Here is a 24141-nt window from a genome sequence, read left to right as displayed (position 1 = left end):
GTCGGTCACATTATTAGGAGCAATCATGGACACGCGCCAAACTTCCGCCACCGCCGCGCTGCGCATCGACGGCCGGCGCCTGTGGGATTCCCTAATGGAGCTGGCCCGCATCGGCGCCACCGACAAAGGCGGCGTGTGCCGGCTGGCGCTGACCGACCTGGACCGCCAGGGCCGCGACCTGGTCGTGTCCTGGGCCCGCGAACTGGGCTGCGCGGTACGGGTGGACGCCATCGGCAACATATTCATGCGCCGCCCCGGTCGTCGCGACGACCTGCCGCCGGTGATGACTGGCAGCCACCTGGACACGCAGCCGACCGGCGGCAAGTTCGACGGCAACTTCGGCGTGCTGGCCGGCATCGAGGTGCTGCGCACCCTGCACGACCACGGCATCGTCACCGAGGCGCCGCTGGAGGTGGCGGTCTGGACCAATGAAGAAGGCTCGCGTTTCGTGCCGGTGATGATGGGCTCCGGCGTGTTCGCCGGCGCGTTCACGCTGGAACACGCGCTGGCGCAGCGCGACCGCGACGGCACCTCGGTGGGCGACGCGCTGCGCGCCATCGGCTACGCCGGCAGCGAACCGGCCGGGCAGACCCCGGTGGGCGCCTACTTCGAGGCGCACATCGAGCAGGGCCCGGTGCTGGAAGCCCACGATACGGTCATCGGCGTGGTCCAGGGCGCGCTGGGCCAGCGCTGGTACGACATCACGGTCACCGGCATGGAAGCCCACGCCGGCCCCACGCCCATGGAGCTGCGCCGCGATGCGCTGCTGGGGGCCGCCGAGCTGGTCCGCCTGGTCAACCGCATTGCACTCGACCACGCGCCGCACGGGCGCGGCACCGTGGGCTGGATCGAGAACTACCCCAACTCGCGCAACGTGATCCCCGGCCGCGTGCGCCTGACCGTGGATATGCGCGCGGCCGACGACGCCACCCTGTCGGCCATGGACCGCGCGCTGCGCGACGGTTGCGCGGCGGCGGCCCAGGGGCTCGACGTGCAGGTCGAGCAAGTGGTGTACTTCCCGCCGCAGCCGTTCGACCCGGCCCTGGTCGGCGCGGTGCGCGACGGCGCCGCGGCGCTGGGCCTGTCGGCCATGGACGTCATCAGCGGGGCCGGCCACGACGCCGTCTACATGGCGCGCGTGGCGCCAACCGCCATGATCTTCGTGCCCTGCAAGGACGGCATCAGCCACAACGAGATCGAGGACGCCCGCCCCGACCACCTGGAAGCAGGCTGCAATGTCCTGCTGCACGCCATGCTGCGCCGTGCCGCGTAGCGCCCACTGGAAGCATCCCGCATGAAAGTCCTGATCGCCCGCCTGAACCACGAGACCAATACTTTCTCGCCGGTGCCCACGCCCTTGTCGTCGTTCGGCGACGGCGGCCCGCAGTACGACGAGGCAGCCTACCGCGCCAACAAGGGCCAGCGCACCGCCATGTCGGCCTTCATCGAGCTGGCCGAGGCGCGCGGCGCGACGCTGGCCACCCCGGTGTCGGGCTGGGCCTACCCCAGCGGCCCGGTGGCCGCCGCGGCCTACGACGAGATGTGCGACCGCATCGTGGCGGCCGCGTCGGGCTGCGATGCGATCCTGCTGGACCTGCACGGCGCCATGGTGGCCGAACACCGCGACGACGGCGAAGGCAGCCTGCTGGCGCGCGTGCGCGCCGCCGCGCCGGGCGTGCCCGTCGGCGTGGCGCTGGATCTGCACGGCAACGTCACGCAGGCCATGATCGACAACGCCGACGTGATCGTCGCCTTCAAGACCTATCCCCACGTGGACATGTACGAGACCGGCGAGCACGCCGGGCGGCTGCTGTTCGGCATGCTGGAAGGCGGCTGCAGGCCGGTCATGGCATGGCGGCGCCTGCCGCTGATCACGCACACGCTGCGCTCGGCGACCGACCAGGGCGCCATGCAGGCGGCGGTCGAGGCGGCGCGCCGCCTCGAACAACAAGGCCTGCTGGCGGTATCGGTGCTGGCGGGCTTCGGCCTGGCCGACATTGCCCACCCCTGCATTAGCGTGATCGCGGTGGCCGACGGCGACGCGGCGGCGGCCGACCGCGCCGCGGCCGACGTGGCGGCGCAGATCTGGCGCGACCGCGACGGCTTCGTGTACCGCAGCGAGCCGCTGGCGGATTCGCTGGCGGGCGCCCGCGAGCTGGCCGCTGGCCAGGACCGCCCGGTGCTGCTGCTGGATCACGGCGACAACTGCAATTCCGGTGGCACCTGCGACACCACCGCGGTGCTGGAAGCCGCCTTGGCGGCCGGCATGGACGACATCCTGGCCGGCCCGCTGTGCGACCCCGAGGCCGTGGCGCGGCTGATCGCCGCCGGCGTCGGCGCGCGCGTGACGGTGGAAGTCGGCAACAAGCGCTCGCTGGCCCACCTGGGCATCCACGCGCGCCCGGTCGCGCTGACCGGCGTGGTGCGCGCCATCACCGACGGCCAGTACCGCATCAGCGGCCCCACCTACACCGGCATGCTGTGCCAGATGGGCCGCAGCGTGGTGCTGGACACCGGCGCGGTGCGCCTGGTGCTCAACGAGCACCCGCACGAGCCCTGGGACCTGGGCGTGTTCGAGAGCGTCGGCCAGGACCCGCGCCGCGCCCGCTACCTGCTGCTGAAGTCGCGCATGTACTGCCGCCCGGTGTTCGTGCCGATCTCGGCCGGCCTGGTGGAATGCGACAGCCCGGGCCCGACCACGTCGGACTACGACGTTTATCCGTATCGCAAGCGCGCGCGGCCGCTGTATCCGCTGGAAGCCGCCGACTACGACGGCCGCTAGCGCCGCCAGGCTATGCCGCGCCGGCGTAGCCGTTCTGGCGCCACGCCTCGAACACGGTGACCGCCACCGCGTTCGACAGGTTCAGGCTGCGCTGGCCCTCGCGCATGGGCAGGCGCAGCCGCTGCTGCGGCGCGAACAAGGCCATATGTTCGTCGGACAGCCCGGCGGTTTCGCGGCCGAACACGAATACGTCGCCGGGCCGCAAGGCCACATCGCCGACATGGCGCTGCGCGCGCGTGGTCAGGGCATAAATGTGCCCGGCCGGCGCGGCCGTGGCGGCCAGCGCCGCCTCGAGCGTGTCGTGCACCTGCACCGGCTGCCACTCGTGGTAGTCGAGCCCGGCGCGGCGCAGACGCGCGTCGTCCAGCTCGAAACCAAGCGGCCGCACCAGGTGCAGTTGCGCGCCCGTGTTGGCGCACAGGCGGATGGCATTGCCCGTATTGGGCGGGATCTCGGGACAGACGAGCACGACGTGGAACATGGCGTTTTCCTGGCGCGCCGGGCCAGGCCGGCGCAGTGACGACCGCTATTGTGCCAGGGGCGTGCGCGCCGCCACCAGGACGGTCACCTCGACCGCGCCGCCCTGCAGCAGGGCGCGGGCGGCGGCGTCGACGGTGCTGCCGGTGGTCATGACGTCGTCGACCAGCCCGACGGGCAGCCCCGCCAGCGGCGCGGCGCATGCGAACAGGCCCTGTGCGCCGCGGCGGCGCGCCTGGCGGGTGCCGGCCGCCTGGCGCGGCCCCTCGCGCAGGCGCCGCAGCGCACCGCGCCGCACCGGCAGGCCCAGCCGGTCGGCCACGCTGGCGGCCAGTTCGGCGGCGGGGTTGAAGCCGCGGCGGCGCAATGAGGCGCGGCTGGCCGGAATCGGCACCAGCACCGTGCCCGCCGGCAGCGGCGCGGCGCGCGCCACCGCGTCGGCCAGCAAACTGGCCAGCGCGGTGCTCAGGCCATGGCGGCGCTCGCCCTTGTAGCGCCCGATCAGGCTGTCGAACGGCGGCTCGTAGTCGAACGCGGCGATGGTGCGCGCAAAGGCCGGCGCGACCGGCGCGCAATCGGGGCAGGCGCCCGTACGGGGCGCCAGCCGCAGGGCGCAGCGGCCGCAGCGGCGGCTGCCGTCGCGCATGGTATGGACGATATCGGCGGCGCAGCCATGGCACAACAGGCCGCCGGCCGCGGTCCCGCCGCACAGCGGGCAATCGGAAGGCAGGCGCGCCACCACCCGCCGGACGGCGGCGCGCAGCGGGAAGAGAAAACGCGGATGGGCAATAATGGACGGCATGGCGGCCTGTGCAAGTTGGCGCGGGCCGATATCACAGCACGCTTTTGCAGCGCCGCCGCCCGGCGGCGCGACCTTCATGTCCCAGTCCGCTTCCGCCACGCCCCCCACCCTGCCCCTGGTTCCTGCCCACGTCATACAGCAGTTCGCGCGGCGCGGCGACCTGGCCGATGCGCAGTTCCTCTATGGCGAAGTCGCCCGCCGCATGCTGGGCCGCCTGCAGTACATCCGCCTGCGCCCGGCATCCATGCTGGACGCGGGCTGCGGCGCCGGCGACAACCTGCCGCTCTTGCGCGAACGCTACCCGGAGGCGGCCTACCTGGGGCTGGATGCCTGCGAGCCGCTGCTGGCGCATGCCCGCAAGCGCCATGCGGCGGGCGGTGTGACGCAATGGCTGGGCAAGCTGGTGGGGCGCGGCGGCGACGGTCCGCGCTTCGTGCGGGGCGACCTGGCCGACACGGGGCTGGCGGCCGAATCGCTCGACCTGGTGTGGTCCAACCTGGCCCTGCACTGGCACCCCGAGCCGCATGCGGCGCTGGCCGAATGGCGCCGCGTGCTCAAGGTCGGCGGGCTGGCGATGTTCTCCTGTCTGGGGCCGGGCACCCTGCGCGAACTGCGCCAGGCGGTCGACGACGCCGGCCTGCGCACCGCCACGCCCTCGTTCGTGGACATGCACGATTTCGGCGACCTGCTGGTCGAAAACGGCTTTGCCGACCCGGTGATGGACCAGGAAACCCTGACCCTGACGTACCGCAGCCCGCAGCGGCTATTGGAGGACGTGCGCGCGCTGGGCGGCAACCCGGCCCGCGACCGGCGCCGCGGGCTGGCCGGCCGCGCCTGGCGCGACCGCCTGTGCGCCGCGCTGGAGGCGCAGCGCAATGCCGAAGGGGTGATTCCGCTGAGTATCGAGGTGGCCTACGGCCATGCCTGGCGTGCCGCCGCCCGCCGCGCCGCGCCGGGCGAAACGCGCCTGTCGGTCAGCGCCATCGGCGGCCGCCGCGCGGGCTAGGCGTCAGTGCAGGCGGTCGGGCCGCCAGCCCGGCACGCCGACTTCGGGCGTGGCCAGGGCCTGCACCCCGCCGTGCACCGGCTCGGACGTGGCGCGGATGCGGCGGCGCGGCACTTCGGCCGGCGGCGCGGCCTCGCCTTCGCCGCGCCAGGCGCGGGTCATGGAATCCACCACCAGCGGCAGGTCGCGCACCCGGTGGAACTGGCTGCGCAGCCAGCGCGCGTCGTTGCCGCTGCGGATCGACTCGTCGCGCAGCGCCGCCAGCATGTCGCCGGTGCCCAGTTCGTCGGCGATCGGCAGCAGGCGCTGGAACAGGCCGCGCAGATGGTCGATGAGCCGCAGGCGCTGGCCGTCGGGCGTGACGTAGCTGCCCTGCAGGCCGAACCGGCACGCCTGGAAATGGTTGCTACGATAGGCCAGCCAGGCCGTCTGCGGCGGTTCGGGCTCGCGCGAGACCAGCACCGCCAGCGCCTGGGCGAACGCCGCCAGCTGGCAGGCGCGTTCGACCGTCAGGGGCGTGTCGCAGACGCGGATCTCGACCGTGCCGAATTCGGGCTTGGGCCGGATGTCCCAGTACAGGTCCTTGATGCTCTCGGCCAGGCCGCTGGCGCGCAACTGCGCCATGTGGGCCTCGAAGCGGTACCAGTCGGTGACCTCGGCCGGCAGGTGGCCAGCCAGCGGGAAGCTGCTGACGGCGTTCAGGCGGCAGCACGAGAACAGCGTGTCGACCCCTTCGTAATAGGGCGAGGAAGCGGACAGGGCGATGAAATGCGGCACATAGGGCGACAGGCCGCGCACCATGCGCACGGCGGCGTCCCCGGACGGCACGCCCAAGTGGATGTGCTGGCCGAATACGGTGAACTGGCGCGCCAGGTAGCCGTACATTTCGGCCAAGTACTGGAAGCGCGGGGAATCCGAGATGGCGCGCTCCTGCCAGCGCATGAAGGGGTGCGCCCCGCCGCCGGCCACCGCCACGCCGACCGCGTCGGCCGCTTCGCAGAGCGCGTCGCGCATTTCGCGCATTTCGGCCAGCAGGCCCATGGGGTGCTCGTGCACCGAGGAATTCAGTTCGATCATGGACCGGGTGATTTCTGGCTTGACCCGGTCTGCGATGGGGTGGTTCGCCATCTGGGCGAGCAGTTCGTCGGCGGCTGCGGCCAGGTCGAAACTGCGCGGATTGATGAGCTGCAGTTCGAGCTCGATGCCTAGCGTGTTGGGGGCGGACGAATTGAACGGGATCTGTTCCATCTCCGACTCCTTGCATGTACGTTGGTAGGGGCGCACCGTTCGGCCTTGAAGCCCGGCAGCTTCCCGGGGGGCACTCGATGGTGTCTTATGTCTGCATGATAGCCGCAACTTTATGTCGGGAAGAATCAAAATCGTGACATTTGTGCGCAACTTCAAGAATCAATGAGTTTTTGTCTGTGACGACAAAGTGAGTAAATACTCACAGTCCAGTAATGGCGCGGGTCGTGGGCGAATGCCCGGCGCAATGCCCCGGAAAATGGGCCATTGACGAGGGCAAGGGATTACCCTTACTAGGGAAATCCCTTATATTTTGCCGGGCCAGGCTGACCGAATCGTGACAGAATCCGGCGCCGCTGGCGCTACTTGAACGCCGCCGCCGGATCGACCGCCCCGCCCCCGTAGACGCCGCTGCCATAGGAGCCCTCGATCTCGATCTTGACCGTACTGGGATCGACGGTGGACTGGCCAGCCTTGTAGTGCATGACCAGGCCGGGGAACAGCATGACCGCGGCCACCATCGCCAGCTGGATCACGATGAACGGCACCGAGCCCCAGTAGATCTGCCCGGTGGTCACCGGCTCGATGCGCTGGCCGGTGACCTTGTCGCGGTACGCGTCCTTGGGCGCGACCGAGCGCAGGTAGAACAGCGCGAAGCCGAACGGCGGGTGCATGAACGAGGTCTGCATGTTCACCGCCAGCAGCACCCCGAACCAGATCAGGTCGATGCCCATCTTGTCGGCCACCGGCCCCAACAGCGGCACGATGATGAACGCCAGCTCGAAGAAGTCCAGGAAGAACGCCAGCACGAAGGTCAGCACGCTGACCACGATCAGGAACCCCCACTCCCCGCCCGGCACGCTGGTCAGCAGGTGCTCGACCCACAGGTCGCCGCTCACGCCCCGGAAGGTCAGCCCGAACACCGTCGAGCCCACCAGGATGAACACCACGAAGCACGACAGCTTGGTGGTCGTGTCCATCGCCTGGCGCAGCAGGTCCAGCGTCAGCCGCCGGCGGATCAGCGCCATCACGATCGCGCCCACCGCTCCCATCGCCCCGCCCTCGGTCGGCGTGGCGATGCCGATGAAGATCGTGCCCAGCACCAGGAAGATCAGGAACAGCGGCGGGATCATCACGAAGGTCACCCGCTCGGCCAGCGCCGACAGCATCTTCAGCCGCAACAGCTTGTTGGCGATGGCGATCACGAACGCCGTCAGCCCCCACAGCAGCAGGCTGAGCACCACCTTCTCGTCGACCGGCGCATCGGCCTTCTCGATCCACTGCGTGATCAGGTAGGCCGACAGCGCCGAGACCAGCATCAGCACCAGCAGCGAGCGCCCCCCGCGCGAGCCGTTCGGCTCGCGGAAGGCCCGCGCCTCCTCGGGCAGCGCCGGCGCGGCCGACGGCTTGAGCACCGACACCACCACCACGTACAGGATGTACGCCCCGGCCAGCAGGAACCCCGGCAGCATCGCCCCCCGGTACATGTCGCCGATCGAGCGGCCCAGCTGGTCGGCCAGGATGATCAGCACCAGCGACGGCGGGATGATCTGCGACAGCGTGCCCGAGGCGGCGATCACCCCCGTGGCCAGCCGCCGGTCGTAGCCGTAGCGCAGCATGATCGGCAGCGAGATCAGCCCCATGGAGATCACCGAGGCCGACACCACCCCGGTGGTCGCCGCCAGCATCGCGCCCACCACCACCACCGCGATGGCCAGCCCCCCGCGCAGCGGCCCGAACACCTGCCCGATCGTCTCGAGCAGGTCCTCGGCCATGCCCGAGCGCTCCAGCACCAGCCCCATCAGCGTGAAAAACGGCACCGCCAGCAGCGTGTCGTTGGCCACGATCCCGAACACCCGCTGCGGCAGCGCCTGGAACAGCGAGGCGTTGAACAGCCCCAGCTCCATGCCCACCAGCCCGTACAGGATCCCGTTGGCCGCCAGCGCGAACGCCACCGGAAAGCCCAGCAGCAGGAACACCACCAGCGTGCCGAACATGATCGGCGCCAGGTTCGCCAGAAAGAATTCCATCATGATCAGCGGCCCTTGTCCTGTTGGTGTTGCAGGGCCGCTTCGCGCGCCTGCGCTTCACGGGCGATCTCCTCGGCCAGTTGCTCCTCGGCGCTCTTGCCCTCGGCGCGCGCCAGCGGGTCCGGCGCCTGCCCCAGCAGGTACCCCACGCACTTGATCAGCCGCGACACGCCCGCCAGCACCAGCAGCCCGAACCCCACCGGGATCAGCAGCTTGACCGGCCAGCGCACCAGCCCGCCCGAATTCGACGACTGCTCGTTCGACACGTACGAGTCCATGAACATCGGCCACGACAGGTACATGATCAGGATCGCCATCGGCAACAGGAAAAACAACACGCCGAAGATCTCGATGTAGATCTGCGTGCGCTTGGACAGGCGCGAGGACAGGATGTCCACCCGCACGTGTTCGTTCTTGAGCAGGGTGTAGCCGGCCGTGAGCAGGAACATGGCACCGAACATGTACCACTGCAGTTCCAGCCACGCGTTCGAGCTCGTCTCGAACACCTTGCGGACCAGGGCGTTGCCGGCGCTCACCAGCACCACCAGCAGCGTGATCCACGTCACGGCTCGCCCCACCCGCAGGTTCAGCGCGTCTATGCCGCGCGAGATAGCGAGTAATGCTTTCATGAAGATTCCCTTGGGGGTGTCATTGGAGGTTTTCTCTGTAATGCGGTTGATGCGTTGGTGCCAGACACGCAAGGTGTCTGACACCTGCTGCTATGGGGTGGTGTCAGGCGCCTTGCGTGTCTGGCACCTGGCGGCGCATGATGGCTGACTGGCACCGCCGCCGGCGCGCCTTGCCGCCGTCAATGCCCGGCATCGTGGCGGCGCCATGGCGTGGCCTTGCGCTCCAGCCAGGCCAGCAGCGCGAACAGCGCCATGCCCATCAGCGCCAGCACGAACAGGGCGGCGAACACCCGGACGGTGTCGAACGTGCCCTGCGCGCTCATGATCACGTAGCCCAGGCCGCGCTGCGACGAGACGAACTCGCCGACGATGGCGCCCACCAGCGCCAGCGAGATCGCCACCTTCATGCCGGTCACGATGGAAGGCAGGGCGGCCGGCAGCCGCACCTTGAAAAAGAAATCGCGCCGCGAGCCCTTCAGCACCCGGCCCAGGTCCAGCACGTCCTGCGGCACCGACTTCAGTCCGTGCACGGTGTCCACCACGATGGCGAACACCGCGATCAGGAACGCGATGGCGATCTTGGGCTCGGCGCCCGTGCCGAGCCAGATGACGAACAGTGGCGCCACGGCCACCTTGGGCACGCTGTTGAGCGCCACGATAAGGGGATAGCACACGCTCTCGAACCAGCGCGATCCGACCAGCAGCACGGCCGTCAGTACGCCGCCCACCACCGCCGCCAGGAAGCCGCCCACGGTGGTCAGCAGGGTGTACCAGGCATGGCCGGCGTACCAGCGCCAGTCGGCCGCCAGCTCGGCGGCGATCTGCGTCGGCAGCGGCAGCATGATGGGACGCACATGCAGCGCGCGGGCCAGGACTTCCCACAGCAGCAGGAACAGCAGCAGCGAAGCCAGGCCGGCCGCGCCGTGCAGCAGTTGTCGTGAAATGCCGGTCATGCGGCGCGCCCTCCTTCGTCGATCAGGCCCATCTGCTGGAACAGGCCGCGGATATGGCTCACGTAGCGGCCGAACTCGGGGGTTTCGCGGATGGCCAGCGGGCGCGGCCGCGGCAAGTCGATGGCGATGGTCTCCACCACGCGGCCGGGACGCGGCGAGAACACCATGACGGCGTCGCCCAAGTAGACCGCCTCGGCGATGCCGTGCGTGACGAACAGCACGGTATTGCGCGTTTCCATCCAGATGCGCTGCAATTCGACATTCATCTGGTCGCGCGTCAGCGCATCCAGGGCGCCGAACGGCTCGTCCATCAGCAGCAGCCGCGGATCGTCGACCAGGGCCCGGCAGATGGCGGCGCGCTGGCGCATGCCGCCCGACAACTCGTGCGGATAACTCTCGGCGAAGTCCTGCAGCCCCGTCAGCGCCAGCAAGGCGCGCACCTTGTCAGCGTAGGCGTCCGCCGGCTTGTGGGCGAACTCGACCGGCAGCAGCACGTTGCGGCGGATGCTGCGCCAGTCCAGCAGCGCATCGCGCTGGAACACCATGCCGATGCCGTCGGGCGGCCCCTGCACCGGCCGGCCTTCGACCGCCAGCTCGCCCTGGCTGATGGTTTCCAGCCCGGCCACGCAGCGCAGGAAGGTGCTCTTGCCGCAGCCGCTGGGGCCCAGGATGCTGAGGAAACGCCCGGCCGGCAACTGCAGCGATACCGAATCGAGCGCGCGCACTCCGCGCGCGCCGGGATACTGCTTGCCGACCTCGCGCGCCGCGACTGCCCATTGCGTCATGGCCGCACCATGGCGTCGTAGCGTTGTGGCTGCACCAGGTCGGGCGCGTAGAACGTCGCCGGGTCGGCATCGGCGCGCACCAGGCCCACCGACGACAGTGTCTTGACCGCTTGCGCCCAGTCCGCCGGCACCGGGGCGCCCAGCCGCTGGCCGGCCCCCGGCGTGCCGAAGTAGTCGCGCAGCGCGTCGATCTGGCCGCGCAGCACGCGGGCATCCAGGCGCGCCTGCGGCCGCTGCGCCAGGATGGCCTGCACGGCCTCGTCCTGGTGGCCGGCATAAATGTATTCCCAGGCACGCGCGCTGACGCTGGCGAAGCGCGCGATGGCATCGCGCCGCTCGGCCAGTTTCTGTTCGCTGGCGAACAGGCCGAAACTGGGCATGTCCAGGCCGAAATCGGCGAAGCGCACCGCCTTGGACGGCCGGTTCTGCGACACCACCGGCAAGAAGAACGGGATGGTGGAGAACGCCGCATCGGCGCGGCCCACCGCATAGGTCGACGCCTTGCCGGCGGCGTCCACATTGACCAGCTCCAGGTCGCTCTTGGCCAGCTTGCCACGCGCCAGGAAGGCGTCGATGAACGGCGCCTCCAGCGATCCGGCGGTGTAGGCGACTTTCTTGCCCTTCAATTGCGCCGGGCCCTCGATGCCGGAATCGGCCGGCACCAGCAGGCCGATGTCGCTGTGGCGCGCGAACACGGCCACCGCCTTGACCGGCAGGCCCTTGTCGCGCGCGATCATCATGGACGCCAGCGCGGCGTGGCCCACATCGAAGCTGTCTCCGCCGCCCACGATCTGCACCGTGGTGACCGAGCCATTGCCGTCTTCCAGCGTGACATCCAGGCCCGCCTGGCGGTACCAGCCCTTGTGCTGCGCCAGGTGGAAGGCCGCCTGCACGCCCCAGGGCGTCCAGTCGAGCCGGACCTTGAGCGGCTCCGGCGGCTGCGCCGCTAGCGCCTGGCCGCAACATGCGACGGCCAGGGCCAGCACCACGCGACGTCCTATTCTTTCCATCACCGAGTGCATCGTTTTTCCCCTTGTCGATTGCCTCGCTGCGGACCCGCCGGCCGTCAGCCGGCGCGCCCGAACCAGCGCTTGACGCGCATCCAGAGCACGCTGAAGAACATGCCCACGGCGTTGAACTCGGCCTGCGCCGGCGCTTCGCCATCGGCGCCGGCGCCGGCGCCGAGCCGGGCGCCGACGTTCTTGCCGAAATCGGCGATCATGCGGCGCACGAAGTCCTGCACCAGCCCGGAACGCGAGAACTGGGCCAGCGGCCCTTGCAGCGTGTACTGCAGGTCGACGTCGACCCGGGTCTGGCCGCCCTCCAGCGCGCGCACCTGGTAGGCGACGTCGCCGGTGGCGCGCGACTGGCTCAGGCTGTCCTGGCCCGCACCGCGCAGCACGGCGCGCCGGCCGGCATCGTCGCGTTCGAGCCGCGCGGCGCCGTTGAAGGCCGCGGCCATCGGGCCGAACTTGATGGCGATGCGGCCCTTGACGCGGTCGCCGTCGTGCTCCTGGATCGCGGCGCCCGGCAGGCAGGCCGCCACCGCGGGCAGGTCGACCATGAAGGCCCATACCTGGTCTGCCGGGAACGGCACCTGGAAGCCGCCTTGTATATGGTTGCCCTTGCCGGCCGCGCGGGCCGGCGCGGGCTCGGCCGCGGCGGCCCGCGATGCAGCCGGCCTGGCCGGGGCCGCCGGGGCAAAGGCCTGGAAGCCCGCGGGCGCGGGCGTCTCCACGGCCGGGGCGGCGCCGCGCCCCTGCGCCAGCGCCTCGCGCAACGCGTTCACCTCCGCGTCGGGCTGCTCGCGCAGCTCGGCCAGCACCGACATCACGGCCGCGACGATCCCCATGTAGCCAGTGCAGCGGCAGAGGTTGCCGGACAGCTCCACGCGCACCCGGGCCTCGTCGGCCTCGGGCAGGCGCAGCACGATGTCGCGTGCCGTGGCCAGCATGCCGGGCGTGCAATAGCCGCACTGCAGCGCATGATGGCGGGTGAAGGCCGGACGCAGGCGGGCCATGACCGGATCGCCGTCGTAGCCCTCGATGGTGGTCACCCGGCGGCCCTCGCAGGCGGCGGCGAAGGCGATGCACGAACGCACCGGCTGTCCGTCCAGCAAGACCGTGCACGCGCCGCACACGCCATGTTCGCAGCCCAGGTGGGTGCCCGTCAGGCGCGCCTGGTCGCGCAGGAAGTCGCCCAGGTGCATGCGCGCGGGCGCCTCGTGCGAGACCCGCTTGCCGTTGATTTCCAATGAAACTTGAACCATGGTGTCTTCCTATGCGGCCAGGGCCTGCCCGAGGCAGCGCGTCACGGCGGTGGCATGCAGCTTGCGGTGCAGCGGGTCTTTGCCGGGCATGACGGCGGCCAGCTCGTCCAGGATGCGATCGGTAGCCGGCGCCGCGCCGGTGCTGGCCACCTCGGCGGCCAGGCCGGCCAGCAGCGCGGGCGGGCCGTCCAGCGCGCCCACCGCGACACGGGCCACCTTGCCCGCGGGGTCGAACCAGGCCGCGCAGGCGGCCTCGGCGAATTCGCCGGTCTTGCGGCAGAACTTGTAATAGCCCCAGCGCGCCTGGGCCGCCCGGCGCGGCACGTGCACCGCGACGACCAGCTCGTCCTCGCCCACCACCGTCGTATAGGCGCCCTGCATGAAATCGCCGGCGGCGACGCGGCGCGCGCCGGCCGGCCCGGCGATCTCGATGTCGGCGCCCAGCGCCACCATGGTCAATACCCAGTCGGCCGCCGGATCGGCATGCGCCAGGCTGCCGCCCAGGGTGCCGCGATTGCGGATGGCCCGGTAGGCGATGCCGCCGGCCACCTGCTGCAATACCGAGCCGCGCAGCAACGGGAATACCCCGTCCTCGATCTCGGCATGGGTAACGCCGGCGCCGACCCGCACGCGGCCGTCCTGTTCGGCGACACCGCGCAGTTCGTCCACGCCGGCGATATCCACCACCACCGCCGGCCGCGCCAGGCGCAGATTGAGCATCGGCCCCAGCGACTGGCCGCCGGCCATGAGCTTGGCGCGCCCCTCGTGCTCGCGCAGCAGGCCGAGCGCCTGCGCCACCGACGTGGCGCGCACATAATCGAAGCGGGCGGCTTTCACGCGGCCTCCTTTGCGCCGGCGGCGATGGCGCCCAGCACGCGCATGGGCGTCAGCGGAGTATGCGAGAGCTCGGCGGCGCCGATGCGGGCCAGCGCGTCGTTGACCGCGCCGAACAGCACCGCCGGCGGCGCGATGGCGCCGCCCTCGCCCATGCCCTTGGCGCCGAACTCGGTATGCGGCGAGGGGGTTTCGAAATGGTGCAGGCGCAGGTTGGGCACCTCGGTGGCGCCCGGCAGCATGTAATCGGCCAGGGTCGAAGCCAGCGGCTGGCCGTTGCCGTCGTACGGCACTTCCTCCAGGAATGCGGTGCCGATGCCCTGCGCGATGCCGCCGATGGTCTGGCCCTCGACCACCATCGGGTTGATCATGGTGCCGCAGTCCTCGACCACCGCGTAATCGAGGATCTCGACCGCGCCGGTGTCCGGGTCAACGGCCACCACGGCCGCCTGGCTGGCATAGGTGAAACAGCCGGTGTCCACTTTCGGCTTGTAGCCCACGTGCACCTCCAGGCCGGCCGGATCCACATCGGCGGGCAGGAGGTGCGGCCGCAGGTACCAGGCATCGGCCACCTCGGCGGTCGGCACCGATTTGCCACCGGCGCGGTAGCAGCCGTCCTGCAGTACCACCTGGGCCGCCTCGGCGCCCAACAGGTGCGCGGCGATGTGGGTCAGGCGCGGCAGCAGGCGCTTGCATGCCTGCGACACCGCGCCGCCCGACATGACCAGCGAGCGCGATGCATAGGTGCCGGTGGAAAACGGCGTCTGGCCGGTGTCGCCATGCAGCACCTTGATGCGGTCCACGTCGATGCCGAGGATCTCGTGGGCGATCTGGGCAAAGGTGGTTTCCATGCCCTGGCCATGCGAATGCACGCCGACGCGCACCTCCAGCCCGCCGTCGGGCGTGACGCGCACGGTGGCTTGATCATAGCCCGGGATGACGGGCGTGCCCCAGGCGGCGAACACCGACGTGCCGTGCGCGGCCTGTTCGGTATAAGTGGCCACGCCCAGGCCGATCAGGCGCCCGTCGGGCTCGCCGGCCGCCTGGCGCGCCCGCACCGCCGGCGCATCGACCATCTCGAGCGCCTTGCGCAGGCTGGCGGGGTAATCGCCGCTGTCCAGGTGCTTGTTGGTCACGTTCACATAGGGCATCTGTTCGGCCTGGACCAGGTTCTCCAGCCGCACTTCCCACGGCTCGCGGCCCACTTCGCGCGCAATCGCGTTCATGGTCAGCTCCATGGCGAAGCACACGCCGGTGCGGGCCACGCCGCGGTAAGGCACGAAGCCGGGCTTGTTGGTAGCCACGCAGCGCGTCACGCAGCGATAGCCCTTGAAGCCATACGGGCCGGGCAGGTTGCCGATGGCCTGGCCGGGCTCCAGGCCGATGGTGAACGGCCATACCGAGTACGCGCCGCCGTCGATGGTGATCTGGGCGTCCAGCGCCAGCAGCTTGCCGCGCCGGTCCACATAGGCGGCCATCTCGTAGTAGTGTTCGCGCGAGTTGGCGCCAGCGGTCAGGTGCTCGCGGCGGTCCTCGATGAAGCGGAAGGGCCGCCGGTGGGTCTTGGCCAGCCACGCCACGCACAGCTCTTCCTGCTGCAGCACGCACTTGTAGCCGAACGCCCCGCCCACATCGGGCGAGATCACGCGCACGCGCCCCTGGTCCAGCCCCAGGCACTGGGCCAGGATGCTGCGGATCATGTGCGGCACCTGGGTGGCGCTGACCACCACCAGCTGGTCGGCCTGGTGGTCCCAATACGCCAGCACCGCCTTGCCTTCCATGGGAACCATGCACTGGCGGGCCAGGTCGATCTTGCGCCGCACCACCAGGTCGGCCTGCGCGGCGTGCGCCTCGAAATCCTTGTCGGCGTTGAGCGTGACGAACACGTTGTCGCGCCAGTGCTCGTGCACCAGGTCGGAGGTGGCGGCCTGGGCGCTGGCGACATCGGCGTACACGGGCAGGTCCTCGTAGTCGACTTCGATCAGCTCGGCGTAGTCCTCGGCCTCGGCGCGCGTGGGCGCGAACGTCATGGCCACGGGTTCGCCCACGAAGCGCACCTTGCCGGCGGCCAGCGGCGGCTGGCTGGACGACTGGTAGGTGGGCAGCGTCGAGTCGGCCACGATGTCCAGCGCGTCCGCCATCATGTCGCGCAGCACCACGCTGCCCGCCACGCTGTCGGGCACGCGCGCCGCCGTGATGCGCGCATGGGCCAGCGGGCTGCGCAAGAACGCCACCTCGCACAGGCCAGGCATCGCCATGTCGGCCACGAAGTTGCCCTTGCCGTGCAAGTGGCGCGCGTCTTCTTTGCGCGGCACGCGCGCGCCCACCCCCTGGCGCGCGCCGGCCGGTGCCGCATGGCCGGCGGTTTGTGTTTTCATCGCTATCCTCTATGTTGCGTCAGGCTTTGGACTGATTGCGCGCCACCGCCGCGAACGTGTAGTTGTCCAGGGCATTCTCGGCCACGCGGAACCAGCTGGCCTCGTCGGCCTGGAACTTCTTCCAGTCCGGGTAGATCGCCTTGAAATCCGGGTTCTTGTCGGACAGTTCGTCCCACAGTTGTTGCGAGGCCTTGTATACCGCGTCCATCACCTCTTTGGGGAAAAAGCGCAGCTTGGCGCCGCCGGCGATGAGCTTGCGCAGGGCCAGCGGGTTGCGGGCGTCATAGTTCGCCAGCATTTTCATGGTCTGCTCGCCGCAGGCGCACTCGAAGGCGGCCTTGTAAGCCGGCGGCAGCGCCTCCCAGGCCTTGTCGTTGACCATGGTGGTGATCGACGCGCTGCCCTCGAACCAGCCGGGCGAGTAATAGAACGGCGCCACCTTGTTGAAGCCGAGCTTCTCGTCGTCGTACGGGCCGATCCACTCGGCCGCGTCGATGGTGCCCTTCTCCAGCGCGGGATAGATGTCGCTCGGCGGAATCTGCTGGGGCACCGCGCCCAGCTTGGACAGGACCATGCCGCCGATGCCGCCGATACGCATGTTCAGGCCCTTCAGGTCGGCTACCGAATTGATTTCCTTGCGGTACCAGCCGCCCATCTGGACACCCACGTTGCCACAGACGTGATTGACGATGTTGTACTTCTTATAGAGCTTGCGCAGTTGCTCCAGGCCACCGCCATAATGGATCCAGGCATTGTGCTGGCGCGCGTTCAGGCCGAACGACAGGCCGGTGTCGAATGTCAGCGCGGTGTTCTTGCCGATGTACATGGTGCTGAGCACGTGGTTGCATTCCACCGTGCCGTTGCTGACCGCGTCCATGTTCTGCGCCGAGGGAACCAGTTCGCCGCCGGGAAAGGCGCGGATCTCGAACTTGCCGTCGGTCAGCTCGCCGACGCGCTTGCACAGCTCGTCCGCCGAACCATAGATGGTGTCGAGGCTCTTGGGCCAGCTGGTGGACATGCGCCAGCGCACGGCGGGGGTGCCTTGCGCCAGCGCGGGCAGGCTGGCGGCGGCCAGTCCGGCGCCGGCGGCGCCGGCGGCTTGAGCGAGAAAACGGCGTCGTTGCATGAATAGCTCCTGGTCTTCCGAAAATCGTTCCGCAGAACGGTCTGTCACGGCACCGGAGGACGTTGCAGTCGGTCCGCCGGTTTATGAAGAAGGCTTTACAAAGACTGATTGCCGCATCTGCCAAGGTCTTGCCGAAGCGCGCGCAAGCGCGACTTGCTGCTGCGCAAAGTTCTGCCTAAAAAATGCAGTATGCTGACGTTTTATTCAGCATACTGATAGATTTTTCGAGTGTCAACGAGGTTTTCCCCGCACGCCAGGCGCGCTTTCGCGCAGCCCGGGAACGCTGCGCCTTGTCTTCCGCGATCGCTCGCAGCGCCTTGCCTGGCGCGGCTTTCGGTGCGGTACCGGATAGCGGCGGACGACCGGTTGCGACAGCCCCTTCCGGCAACCCGCGCCTCGGGAAATCCCTAAGCCCGGTTCACGATTTATAGGCAGTACACTGTGCACATTTACTCAGCACACTGAATATATAAATCATGCCCTGGACCAAGATCGCCACGACCGACCAACTGGAAGACGACGACGAAATCCTGCCGGTTTCGGTCGGCCAGACACAGCTTGCGCTGTACCGCAGCGACGGCGAGTTCTTTGCTTCCGATAACGTCTGTACCCATGCTTACGCGCTGTTGTCGGACGGCTTCCTGGAAGACGGTTGCATCGAATGCCCGCTGCACCAGGCCAAGTTCGACATCCGTACCGGCCGCGCCCTGTGCGCGCCGGCCACGCGCGATATCCGCGTCTATCCGGTCAAGGTCGACAACGGCGACATCCTGGTCGACCTGGAAGGCTAGGGCCTGTTGACTCTATGAGGAGCCCCGCATGGAACCCTTATCTTCCATCGTGATCGTCGGCGCCGGGCAGGCCGGGGCAGTGGCGGCGGCCACGCTGCGCGAGCTGGGCTACACGGGCGCGCTCACGCTGGTGGGCCAGGAACCGCACCCGCCCTACGAGCGCCCGCCGCTGTCCAAGGCGGTGCTGCAGGACGAAGCCGCCGCCGCGGCCGCCGCCGTGCACCCCGCCGACTTCTATCGCGCGCGCGATGTGCGGCTGGTCACCGGCGCCGCCGTGCACGCGCTGGACCGCGCGGCCCGCACGGTAACGCTGGCCGATGGGCGCGAGCTGCGCTACGACCGCTGCCTGCTGGCCACCGGCGGCCAGGCCCGCGAACTGCCGGGCTTGCCGCGCGGCGCGGCCGGCGTGCATTACATCCGCACCCTGGATGACGCGGCCGCGTTGCGCCACGCCTTGCAGCCGGGCGCCTCTGTTGTCGTAGTGGGCGGCGGCTTCCTGGGGCTGGAGGTGGCCTCCACCGCCCTGGCGCTGGGGGCCCGCGTCACCGTGCTGGAAGCGGCGCCGCGCCTGCTGCCGCGCGCCCTGCCTCCCGACTTTTCCGACTGGCTCGCCGCGCGGGCGCGCCAGGCCGGCGTGGCGTTGCGGCTGGGCTGCAGCTTGCGCGCGAGCGCGCCCGGCCAGCCGGCCCGCGTGCAATTGCAGGACGGCGCCGAACTGCAGGCCGACGTGCTGGTGGTGGCGGTGGGGCTGGCCCCATCGGTGGAGCTGGCGCGCGACGCCGGCCTGGCCATCGACGCGGCCACCGGCGGCATACGGGTGGACGCGGCTTGCCGCAGCAGCGATCCGCATATCTACGCGGCCGGCGACTGCGCCAGCCAGCATCGCGCCTGCCTGGATGCATGCCTGCGCCTGGAGTCCTGGCAGAACGCCAACGAGCAGGCGCGCGCCGCCGCCGCGGGCTTGCTGGGCATGCCGCTGCCAACGCCAGCGTACCCATGGTTCTGGACCGACCAGTACGGCTGCAATATCCAGATGCTGGGCATGCCGCAGCCCGGCCTGGCCTACGTCCGCCGAGGCGCGGCCGACGCCTCGGCCGACGCGCCGCGCTTCCTGTGCCTGGGCCTGCGCGACGGCGTGCCGGTGCATGGCATCGCCGTCAATGCCGGCGGCGACCTGCGGCAACTGCGCGCGCTGTTCGAACGCGGACTGCCCATCGACCCGCTGGCTTTCGCCGATCCGGACACGCCGCTCAAGCCGTTGGTCAAGGCCTGGCAAAGCGCAGCCGCCGGCGCCTGACCGTTCTTTCTTCCCTCCGGACTGGAGCTTGTTCCATGTATCAATCACAAACCGTCATCGGCCGCACCCTGGCGGCCAAGGATGCCGCGCTCGAGGACTGCATATGGCCCGAAGACGCGCTGCACGCCATTCCCGACTGGGTCTACACCAGCGCGGCCGTGTATGAGAAAGAGATCGAAGCCATTTTCCATGGCAAGACCTGGAACTACGTGGCGCTGGAAGCCGAGGTGCCCAACCCGGGGGACTACAAGCGCTCTTACGTCGGCCCCACGCCAGTGGTGGTGTCGCGCGCCGAGGACGGCTCGGTCAACGTGTTCGAGAACCGCTGCGCGCATCGCGGCGCGGAGTTCTGCCGGCACAGCCAGGGCAACGCGAAGGAGTTCGTGTGCCCCTATCACCAGTGGTCCTACGACCTGAAGGGCAACTTGCAGGGCATACCCTTCAAGCGCGGCGTCAACCGCATCGGCGGCATGCCCAAGGACTTCCGCAATGAGCAGCACGGCTTGCGCAAGCTGCGCGTGACCACGCGGCACGGCGTGGTGTTCGCGTCGTATTCGGACGAGACCGAGGCGCTGGAGGAATACCTGACGCCGGAGATCCTGGCCGACTTCGACACGGTGTTCCCGGGCAAGCCGCTCAAGGTGCTGGGGTACTACCGCAACGAGCTGCCCTGCAACTGGAAGATGTACCACGAGAACCTGAAAGACCCCTACCACGCCACGCTGCTGCATTCGTTCCTGGTGGTGTTCGGGCTGCTGGTGGCGGGCAACAAGTCGGCCATGCTGGTCGATACCGTGCACGGCCGCCACGGCACCATGGCCTCGGCCAAGAGCGAAGACAAATACGCCAAGGTCAGCGACGAGAACAAGAAGGAAATGCGCTCGTTCCATGACGGCCTGTCGCTGCGCGACGACCGATTCCTGGAGTTCGTCAAGGAATTCGATTCGCCCTGGTCGGTCACCATGCAGACCATCTGGCCGAACCTGATCGTGCAGCGCGAGATGAACACCCTGGGCGTGCGGCAGATCGTGCCCAACGGGCCGGACAGCATGATCATGCAGTGGACCATGTTCGGCTATGAAGACGACACACCGGAAATGCAGCGGCACCGCCTGCGCCAGGGCAACCTGATGGGGCCGGCCGGTTTCCTGGGGCTGGAAGACAACGAGGCGATGAAATTCGTGCAGGAAGGCGTGCGGCGCGCCAGCACCGGCGTCAATGTGCTGAAGCTCGAGTCCGGCAAGCTGGGTACCTCCGACAGCCTGATTTCCGAGGCGGCCATCCGCTCCATGTATGCCTATTACCGCCAGGTCATGGGCATCCCCGTGGGGGGCGCGCAATGAGCATGCAACTTGCCTATGCCGAGCGCCGGATCGATCCCGCCCGCGCCATTGCGCTGAAACTGGAGATCGAGGAGTTCAACGCCGACTACTGCGCGGCGCTGGACGGCGGCGAGGTCGAGCGCTGGCCCGAGTTCTTCACGCAGGACGCGCTGTACCGGGTCACGGCGCGCGAGAACGCCGAACTGGGCCTGCCGGTCGGCCTGGTGTATGCCGAGGGCCGCGACATGATGCACGACCGCGCCGTCGCCATTGCCCGCACGCAGATGTTCGCGCCGCGCCACATGCTGCACCTGCTGAGCAATACGCGCGTCACGCACGAGTCGGCCGACGGCGAAATCGCGGCGACGGCCAGCTTCCTGCTGCTGCAGACACTGGTGGAAGGACCGTCCACCGTGCACCTGGCGGGCGTGTACTACGACCGCTACGCGCGGGAAGACGGCGCGCTGAAGCTGCGCGAACGGCAGGTGGTGTACGACACCACCATCCTGGCCAACGACCTGGTGTATCCCGTCTGAGCGCCGGCCGCCCTGCCCGGGGGCAGGCGTCGCGGCAGGTGTCTGACACCGAGAGGTGTCAGACACCCAGGACGCGGCCAGGACCGGCGACACACAAGAAGGTCTGCAACAGGTGTCTGACACCCTGCGGGTGTCAGACACCTAGACATGGAAGCCCCCGCGCCTGCCCCTCAAACGCTTCGTCAGGTATCTGACACCCTGTGGGTGTCAGACACCTAGGCATGGAAGCCCCCGCGTCCGCCCCTCAAGCGCCTCGGCAGGTGTCTGACACCCTGCGGGTGTCAGACACCGAGATGCGGCCAGGCCGCCCTCACGCAGCGGTGTCGGGCGCCCCCGTGGCCTGACACCTGTCCCACCGCTTTCTACAGCCCCTCCAGCGCGGCCAGCGCTTCATCGCGAGGCATTACGGCGGCGTACTTCTGCTCCATGTCGAACAGGCTCGCCTCGTGCGGCGCCTGGGCGCGGTCGCCGACGCAGTCGGCCACCACCAGCGGCCGGAAGCCATACGACATGGCATCGACTACGCTGGCGCGCACGCAGCCGCTGGTGACGGCGCCGGCCACCGCCAGGGTCTGCACCCCGCGCTGGGCCAGCCAGGCCGCCAGGCCGGTGCCGAAGAAGGCCGACGGCACGGTCTTGCGCACCACCAGTTCGCCGGCCCGCGGCGCCAGCTCGGGCACGATGGCGCTGTTGGGCGCCGCCTCCTTCAAGGTCAGCATGCCCGGCACCTTGAGGCTGAAGATGTTGTGGTCGGCATCGTCGTCGGCATAGACGATGCGGCTGTGCGCCACCGCCCAGCCGCGTTCGCGGGCGCGCCGCAGCAGCGGCACCGTGCGGTCGATGGCCTGCGGGATATTGCCGCCGCCGAACACCGCCGGGTCGGCAAAGCCGTTGACGAAATCGACGATCAGCAGGCCCACGGGCGCCTTCAACTCGAGGCTGGCGCCGAAGCCCTGGCGGCGATAAGTGCCGACTTCCCTGTCCACGCTCATGCCGGTTCTCCGTCCAGCACCTTGCCGTTGGCCACCACGTCCGCGCCGTCGAGCCGCACCGTGCAGCGGCGCAGCGGGATGTCGATGTGGCAGGTGGTGGTGCGCGAACCGCCCGCCTCGTTGTTGGGGCCCAGCGAGAACAGGAAGTTGCCCTCGTAGGCGCGCGCGTCCATGCCAATGGTGGCCTCGCGGTCGTACAGGCCCAGCGTGGTCCAGTGCGCGCGCGGCTGCAGGCCCCAGCCGATGTGCGATATGGCATAGGCCTCCGAGTCCTTGAACGAGGCCACGTACTCGCGCAGCAGCTCGGCATCCACGCCGCCCTCGATGCGGGTGGCATAGCCGTTCTCCACCGTCAGGTAGACCGGCTCGGCCACATAGCACTTCTGCGGCAGCAGGATGTCGCCACGGTCCAGCACGATGGTGCCGTTGGCGCCGCGCTCGTTCGGCCAGGTCAGCACGAAACCGCTGGGCCAGTGGTCCCAGCGGCCCGGCTCGTCGACGAAGCCGTACTCGCTGATGGCGGGGAACTCGCCCAGCGGGCAGCGCAGGTCGGTACCCGCCTGCGACACCACTGTCATCTCGCGCGCCTGCGACAGGCGGGCGGCGGCGCGCTTGACGCGCGCGCGATCCGCTTCGGTCGGCACCAAGCGGGCCAGCACCTCGGGCGGCTCGACCGCCAGCAGGATCTTGGTGCCGGCCTGCAGGATCTCGTGCTGCTCGGGCGAGAACAGCAGCGTCATCAGGTCCAGCACCAGGTCGCTTGCCTTCAGCGCGGCGATGGCCGCACGGTTGCCGGTCAGCGGCGTGGTGCCCAGGTAGGCCAGCGAGTCGCGGCTCAGCGCCTTCTCGCCGTTGACCGGCGGCAGGTCCAGCCGGTTGACCACCGCGCCCATCGACTGGGCGGCGATCAGGGCCGTGGACAGGTTCTGCGGGTGCGTGGCGGCGCTGGTCAGGATGGTGACCGTCTGGCCGGCCTGCAACTTGGACAACGTCAGCACCTGCTTCCAGGCGCTGATCATTTCATGATCGCTCACAGGCATGATGGGCTCCTTGTCAAAGCGGGGCGCCGAGGAAGTCGCCGAAGGCGGCATAGAAACCCGCCTCGTTGTCCCAGGGGATCATGTGGCCGGCGCCGGCGACCCGCACATGGCCCACGCCGGGCGCCAGTTGCTGGATCTCGCGCACGTCCTCGTCGCGCACCACGTCGCCGCGCTCGGCCGTCACCAGCAGGCCGGGCACGCGCAGCGCGGGCAGGTCGGCATGAATATCGTCGCGCTGGAAGCCATCGAAGCTCGCCAGGATGGCCCGCTCGTCGCAGGTATGCAGCCACTGGGCGCGCAGGCGCAGCTGCTCGTCGGTCCAGCTCGGGCAATAGGCCCGCATGTCCTCGGCGCTCATGCCGGCGCGCGCTTCGGCCATGGAGCCCACGTACCACGGCAGCTTGGCGGGGTACGGCCGGCGCCCCGGGCCCGAGACGGGCGGGTCCACCATGACCAGGCGCGCCAGGCCTTCCGGCTGGGCGCGCGCAGCGCGGATACCGATGCGCGCCCCCATGGAATGCCCCACCAGGCTGTAGCGCGCCAGGCCCAGCGCCTGGGCGAAGGCGATGACGTCGGCGGCCTGCGCGTCCAGGCTGTAGTCCAGGCTGTCCGAGGCCTCGGACAGCCCGCGGCCGCGCACGTCCAGGACATAGGTGTCGAACACGGCGCCGAAGCGCTCGCCGACGAACCCCCAGGTCACCGCCGGGCTGGTGATGCCCGGCACGATGATCACCGGGTCCGCGCCCTCGCGCGCGCCGCCGTAGCGCAGGTAGTGCTGGCGGATGCCGTTGGCGCGCACGTGGGCGCCATAAAGATAGGTGCTCATGGTTCCTCCCGTTGTCCGCGC

22 protein-coding genes are annotated in these 24141 nt (G+C 69.6%); 7 read left to right on the top strand and 15 right to left on the bottom strand.

Annotated features, from left to right (window positions below):
- The first annotated feature begins 25 nt into the window (after positions 1–25).
- Together ACKTT0_RS10215 and ACKTT0_RS10210 are read left to right on the top strand one after the other, a co-directional pair.
- Positions 26–1273 carry a Zn-dependent hydrolase gene (locus tag ACKTT0_RS10215; RefSeq protein WP_407849796.1) on the top strand — a complete coding sequence of 416 codons (1248 nt, stop codon included), beginning with the start codon at positions 26–28 and terminating at the stop codon, positions 1271–1273.
- Between the two features lie 21 nt (positions 1274–1294).
- Positions 1295–2782 (top strand): M81 family metallopeptidase, encoded by a 1488-nt coding sequence (locus ACKTT0_RS10210; protein WP_407849795.1) that lies wholly within the window; start codon positions 1295–1297, stop codon positions 2780–2782.
- Between the two features lie 10 nt (positions 2783–2792).
- On the opposite strand, the gene ACKTT0_RS10205 is transcribed toward ACKTT0_RS10210, so the two are convergent.
- Together ACKTT0_RS10205 and ACKTT0_RS10200 are read right to left on the bottom strand one after the other, a co-directional pair.
- On the bottom strand, positions 2793–3263 hold the full coding sequence (locus tag ACKTT0_RS10205; protein WP_407849794.1) for a tRNA (cytidine(34)-2'-O)-methyltransferase: 471 nt from the start codon (positions 3261–3263) through the stop codon (positions 2793–2795).
- Positions 3264–3308: 45 nt separating this feature from the next.
- A complete protein-coding gene (locus ACKTT0_RS10200; protein WP_407849793.1) occupies positions 3309–4061 on the bottom strand; it encodes a ComF family protein in 753 nt (250 codons plus the stop codon).
- Positions 4062–4137: 76 nt separating this feature from the next.
- Between ACKTT0_RS10200 and ACKTT0_RS10195 the strand changes: the two genes are divergently transcribed.
- Entirely contained in the window at positions 4138–5067 is a 930-nt protein-coding gene (locus tag ACKTT0_RS10195) for a methyltransferase domain-containing protein (RefSeq protein ID WP_407849792.1), read from the top strand.
- A gap of 3 nt (positions 5068–5070) precedes the next feature.
- On the opposite strand, the gene ACKTT0_RS10190 is transcribed toward ACKTT0_RS10195, so the two are convergent.
- From ACKTT0_RS10190 to ACKTT0_RS10145, 10 genes are all read right to left on the bottom strand, one after another.
- Positions 5071–6315, bottom strand: coding sequence for a YbdK family carboxylate-amine ligase (locus ACKTT0_RS10190; protein ID WP_407849791.1), 1245 nt, complete (start codon positions 6313–6315; stop codon positions 5071–5073).
- Positions 6316–6674: 359 nt separating this feature from the next.
- Positions 6675–8342, bottom strand: a complete 1668-nt coding sequence (locus ACKTT0_RS10185; RefSeq protein WP_407852410.1) for a TRAP transporter large permease — start codon at positions 8340–8342, stop codon at positions 6675–6677.
- 5 nt (positions 8343–8347) lie between these two features.
- Positions 8348–8971 carry a TRAP transporter small permease subunit gene (locus ACKTT0_RS10180; protein WP_407849790.1) on the bottom strand — a complete coding sequence of 208 codons (624 nt, stop codon included), beginning with the start codon at positions 8969–8971 and terminating at the stop codon, positions 8348–8350.
- A gap of 179 nt (positions 8972–9150) precedes the next feature.
- Positions 9151–9924 (bottom strand): ABC transporter permease, encoded by a 774-nt coding sequence (locus ACKTT0_RS10175; protein WP_407849789.1) that lies wholly within the window; start codon positions 9922–9924, stop codon positions 9151–9153.
- Positions 9921–10709 carry an ABC transporter ATP-binding protein gene (locus ACKTT0_RS10170; RefSeq protein ID WP_407849787.1) on the bottom strand — a complete coding sequence of 263 codons (789 nt, stop codon included), beginning with the start codon at positions 10707–10709 and terminating at the stop codon, positions 9921–9923. Before ACKTT0_RS10170 ends, ACKTT0_RS10175 begins: the two co-directional genes overlap by 4 nt.
- The gene (locus ACKTT0_RS10165) at positions 10706–11719 is read right to left on the bottom strand and encodes an ABC transporter substrate-binding protein (protein WP_407849786.1); all 1014 of its coding nucleotides are present in this window, start codon (positions 11717–11719) and stop codon (positions 10706–10708) included. Before ACKTT0_RS10165 ends, ACKTT0_RS10170 begins: the two co-directional genes overlap by 4 nt.
- Before the next feature lie 56 nt (positions 11720–11775).
- Entirely contained in the window at positions 11776–12978 is a 1203-nt protein-coding gene (locus tag ACKTT0_RS10160; RefSeq protein ID WP_407849785.1) for a xanthine dehydrogenase family Fe-S subunit, read from the bottom strand.
- 9 nt (positions 12979–12987) lie between these two features.
- Entirely contained in the window at positions 12988–13815 is an 828-nt protein-coding gene (locus tag ACKTT0_RS10155) for an FAD binding domain-containing protein (protein WP_407849784.1), read from the bottom strand.
- Positions 13812–16190, bottom strand: coding sequence for a xanthine dehydrogenase family protein molybdopterin-binding subunit (locus tag ACKTT0_RS10150; RefSeq protein WP_407849783.1), 2379 nt, complete (start codon positions 16188–16190; stop codon positions 13812–13814). Before ACKTT0_RS10150 ends, ACKTT0_RS10155 begins: the two co-directional genes overlap by 4 nt.
- A 19-nt stretch (positions 16191–16209) precedes the next feature.
- Entirely contained in the window at positions 16210–17316 is a 1107-nt protein-coding gene (locus ACKTT0_RS10145; protein ID WP_407849782.1) for a TRAP transporter substrate-binding protein, read from the bottom strand.
- Between the two features lie 476 nt (positions 17317–17792).
- Between ACKTT0_RS10145 and ACKTT0_RS10140 the strand changes: the two genes are divergently transcribed.
- Genes ACKTT0_RS10140 through ACKTT0_RS10125 form a run of 4 tightly spaced genes read left to right on the top strand, consistent with a single transcriptional unit; the run spans position 17793 to position 21262 of the window.
- Positions 17793–18107, top strand: a complete 315-nt coding sequence (locus ACKTT0_RS10140; protein WP_407849781.1) for a non-heme iron oxygenase ferredoxin subunit — start codon at positions 17793–17795, stop codon at positions 18105–18107.
- A gap of 28 nt (positions 18108–18135) precedes the next feature.
- Positions 18136–19404: an NAD(P)/FAD-dependent oxidoreductase gene (locus tag ACKTT0_RS10135; RefSeq protein WP_407849780.1), complete on the top strand. Its 1269-nt coding sequence runs from the start codon at positions 18136–18138 to the stop codon at positions 19402–19404.
- A 35-nt stretch (positions 19405–19439) separates the two neighbouring features.
- On the top strand, positions 19440–20747 hold the full coding sequence (locus tag ACKTT0_RS10130) for an aromatic ring-hydroxylating dioxygenase subunit alpha (RefSeq protein ID WP_407849779.1): 1308 nt from the start codon (positions 19440–19442) through the stop codon (positions 20745–20747).
- Positions 20744–21262: an aromatic-ring-hydroxylating dioxygenase subunit beta gene (locus ACKTT0_RS10125; RefSeq protein WP_407849778.1), complete on the top strand. Its 519-nt coding sequence runs from the start codon at positions 20744–20746 to the stop codon at positions 21260–21262. The genes ACKTT0_RS10130 and ACKTT0_RS10125 overlap by 4 nt, the downstream gene beginning before the upstream one ends.
- 362 nt (positions 21263–21624) lie before the next feature.
- On the opposite strand, the gene ACKTT0_RS10120 is transcribed toward ACKTT0_RS10125, so the two are convergent.
- The 3 genes from ACKTT0_RS10120 to ACKTT0_RS10110 are packed head-to-tail and all read right to left on the bottom strand — an operon-like array spanning position 21625 to position 24120.
- Positions 21625–22254: an isochorismatase family protein gene (locus ACKTT0_RS10120; RefSeq protein WP_407849777.1), complete on the bottom strand. Its 630-nt coding sequence runs from the start codon at positions 22252–22254 to the stop codon at positions 21625–21627.
- The gene (locus ACKTT0_RS10115; RefSeq protein WP_407849776.1) at positions 22251–23294 is read right to left on the bottom strand and encodes a 2,5-dihydroxypyridine 5,6-dioxygenase NicX family protein; all 1044 of its coding nucleotides are present in this window, start codon (positions 23292–23294) and stop codon (positions 22251–22253) included. Before ACKTT0_RS10115 ends, ACKTT0_RS10120 begins: the two co-directional genes overlap by 4 nt.
- A gap of 13 nt (positions 23295–23307) precedes the next feature.
- Positions 23308–24120, bottom strand: coding sequence for an alpha/beta fold hydrolase (locus tag ACKTT0_RS10110; RefSeq protein ID WP_407849775.1), 813 nt, complete (start codon positions 24118–24120; stop codon positions 23308–23310).
- Between the last annotated feature and the right edge of the window lie 21 nt (positions 24121–24141).

Source organism: Bordetella saccharivorans (genome assembly GCF_045862855.1).
Taxonomy (GTDB): domain Bacteria; phylum Pseudomonadota; class Gammaproteobacteria; order Burkholderiales; family Burkholderiaceae_B; genus Bordetella_A; species Bordetella_A petrii_F.
Note: the sequence above shows the minus strand (reverse complement) of the source record. Positions and strands in the feature narration are given on the sequence as shown.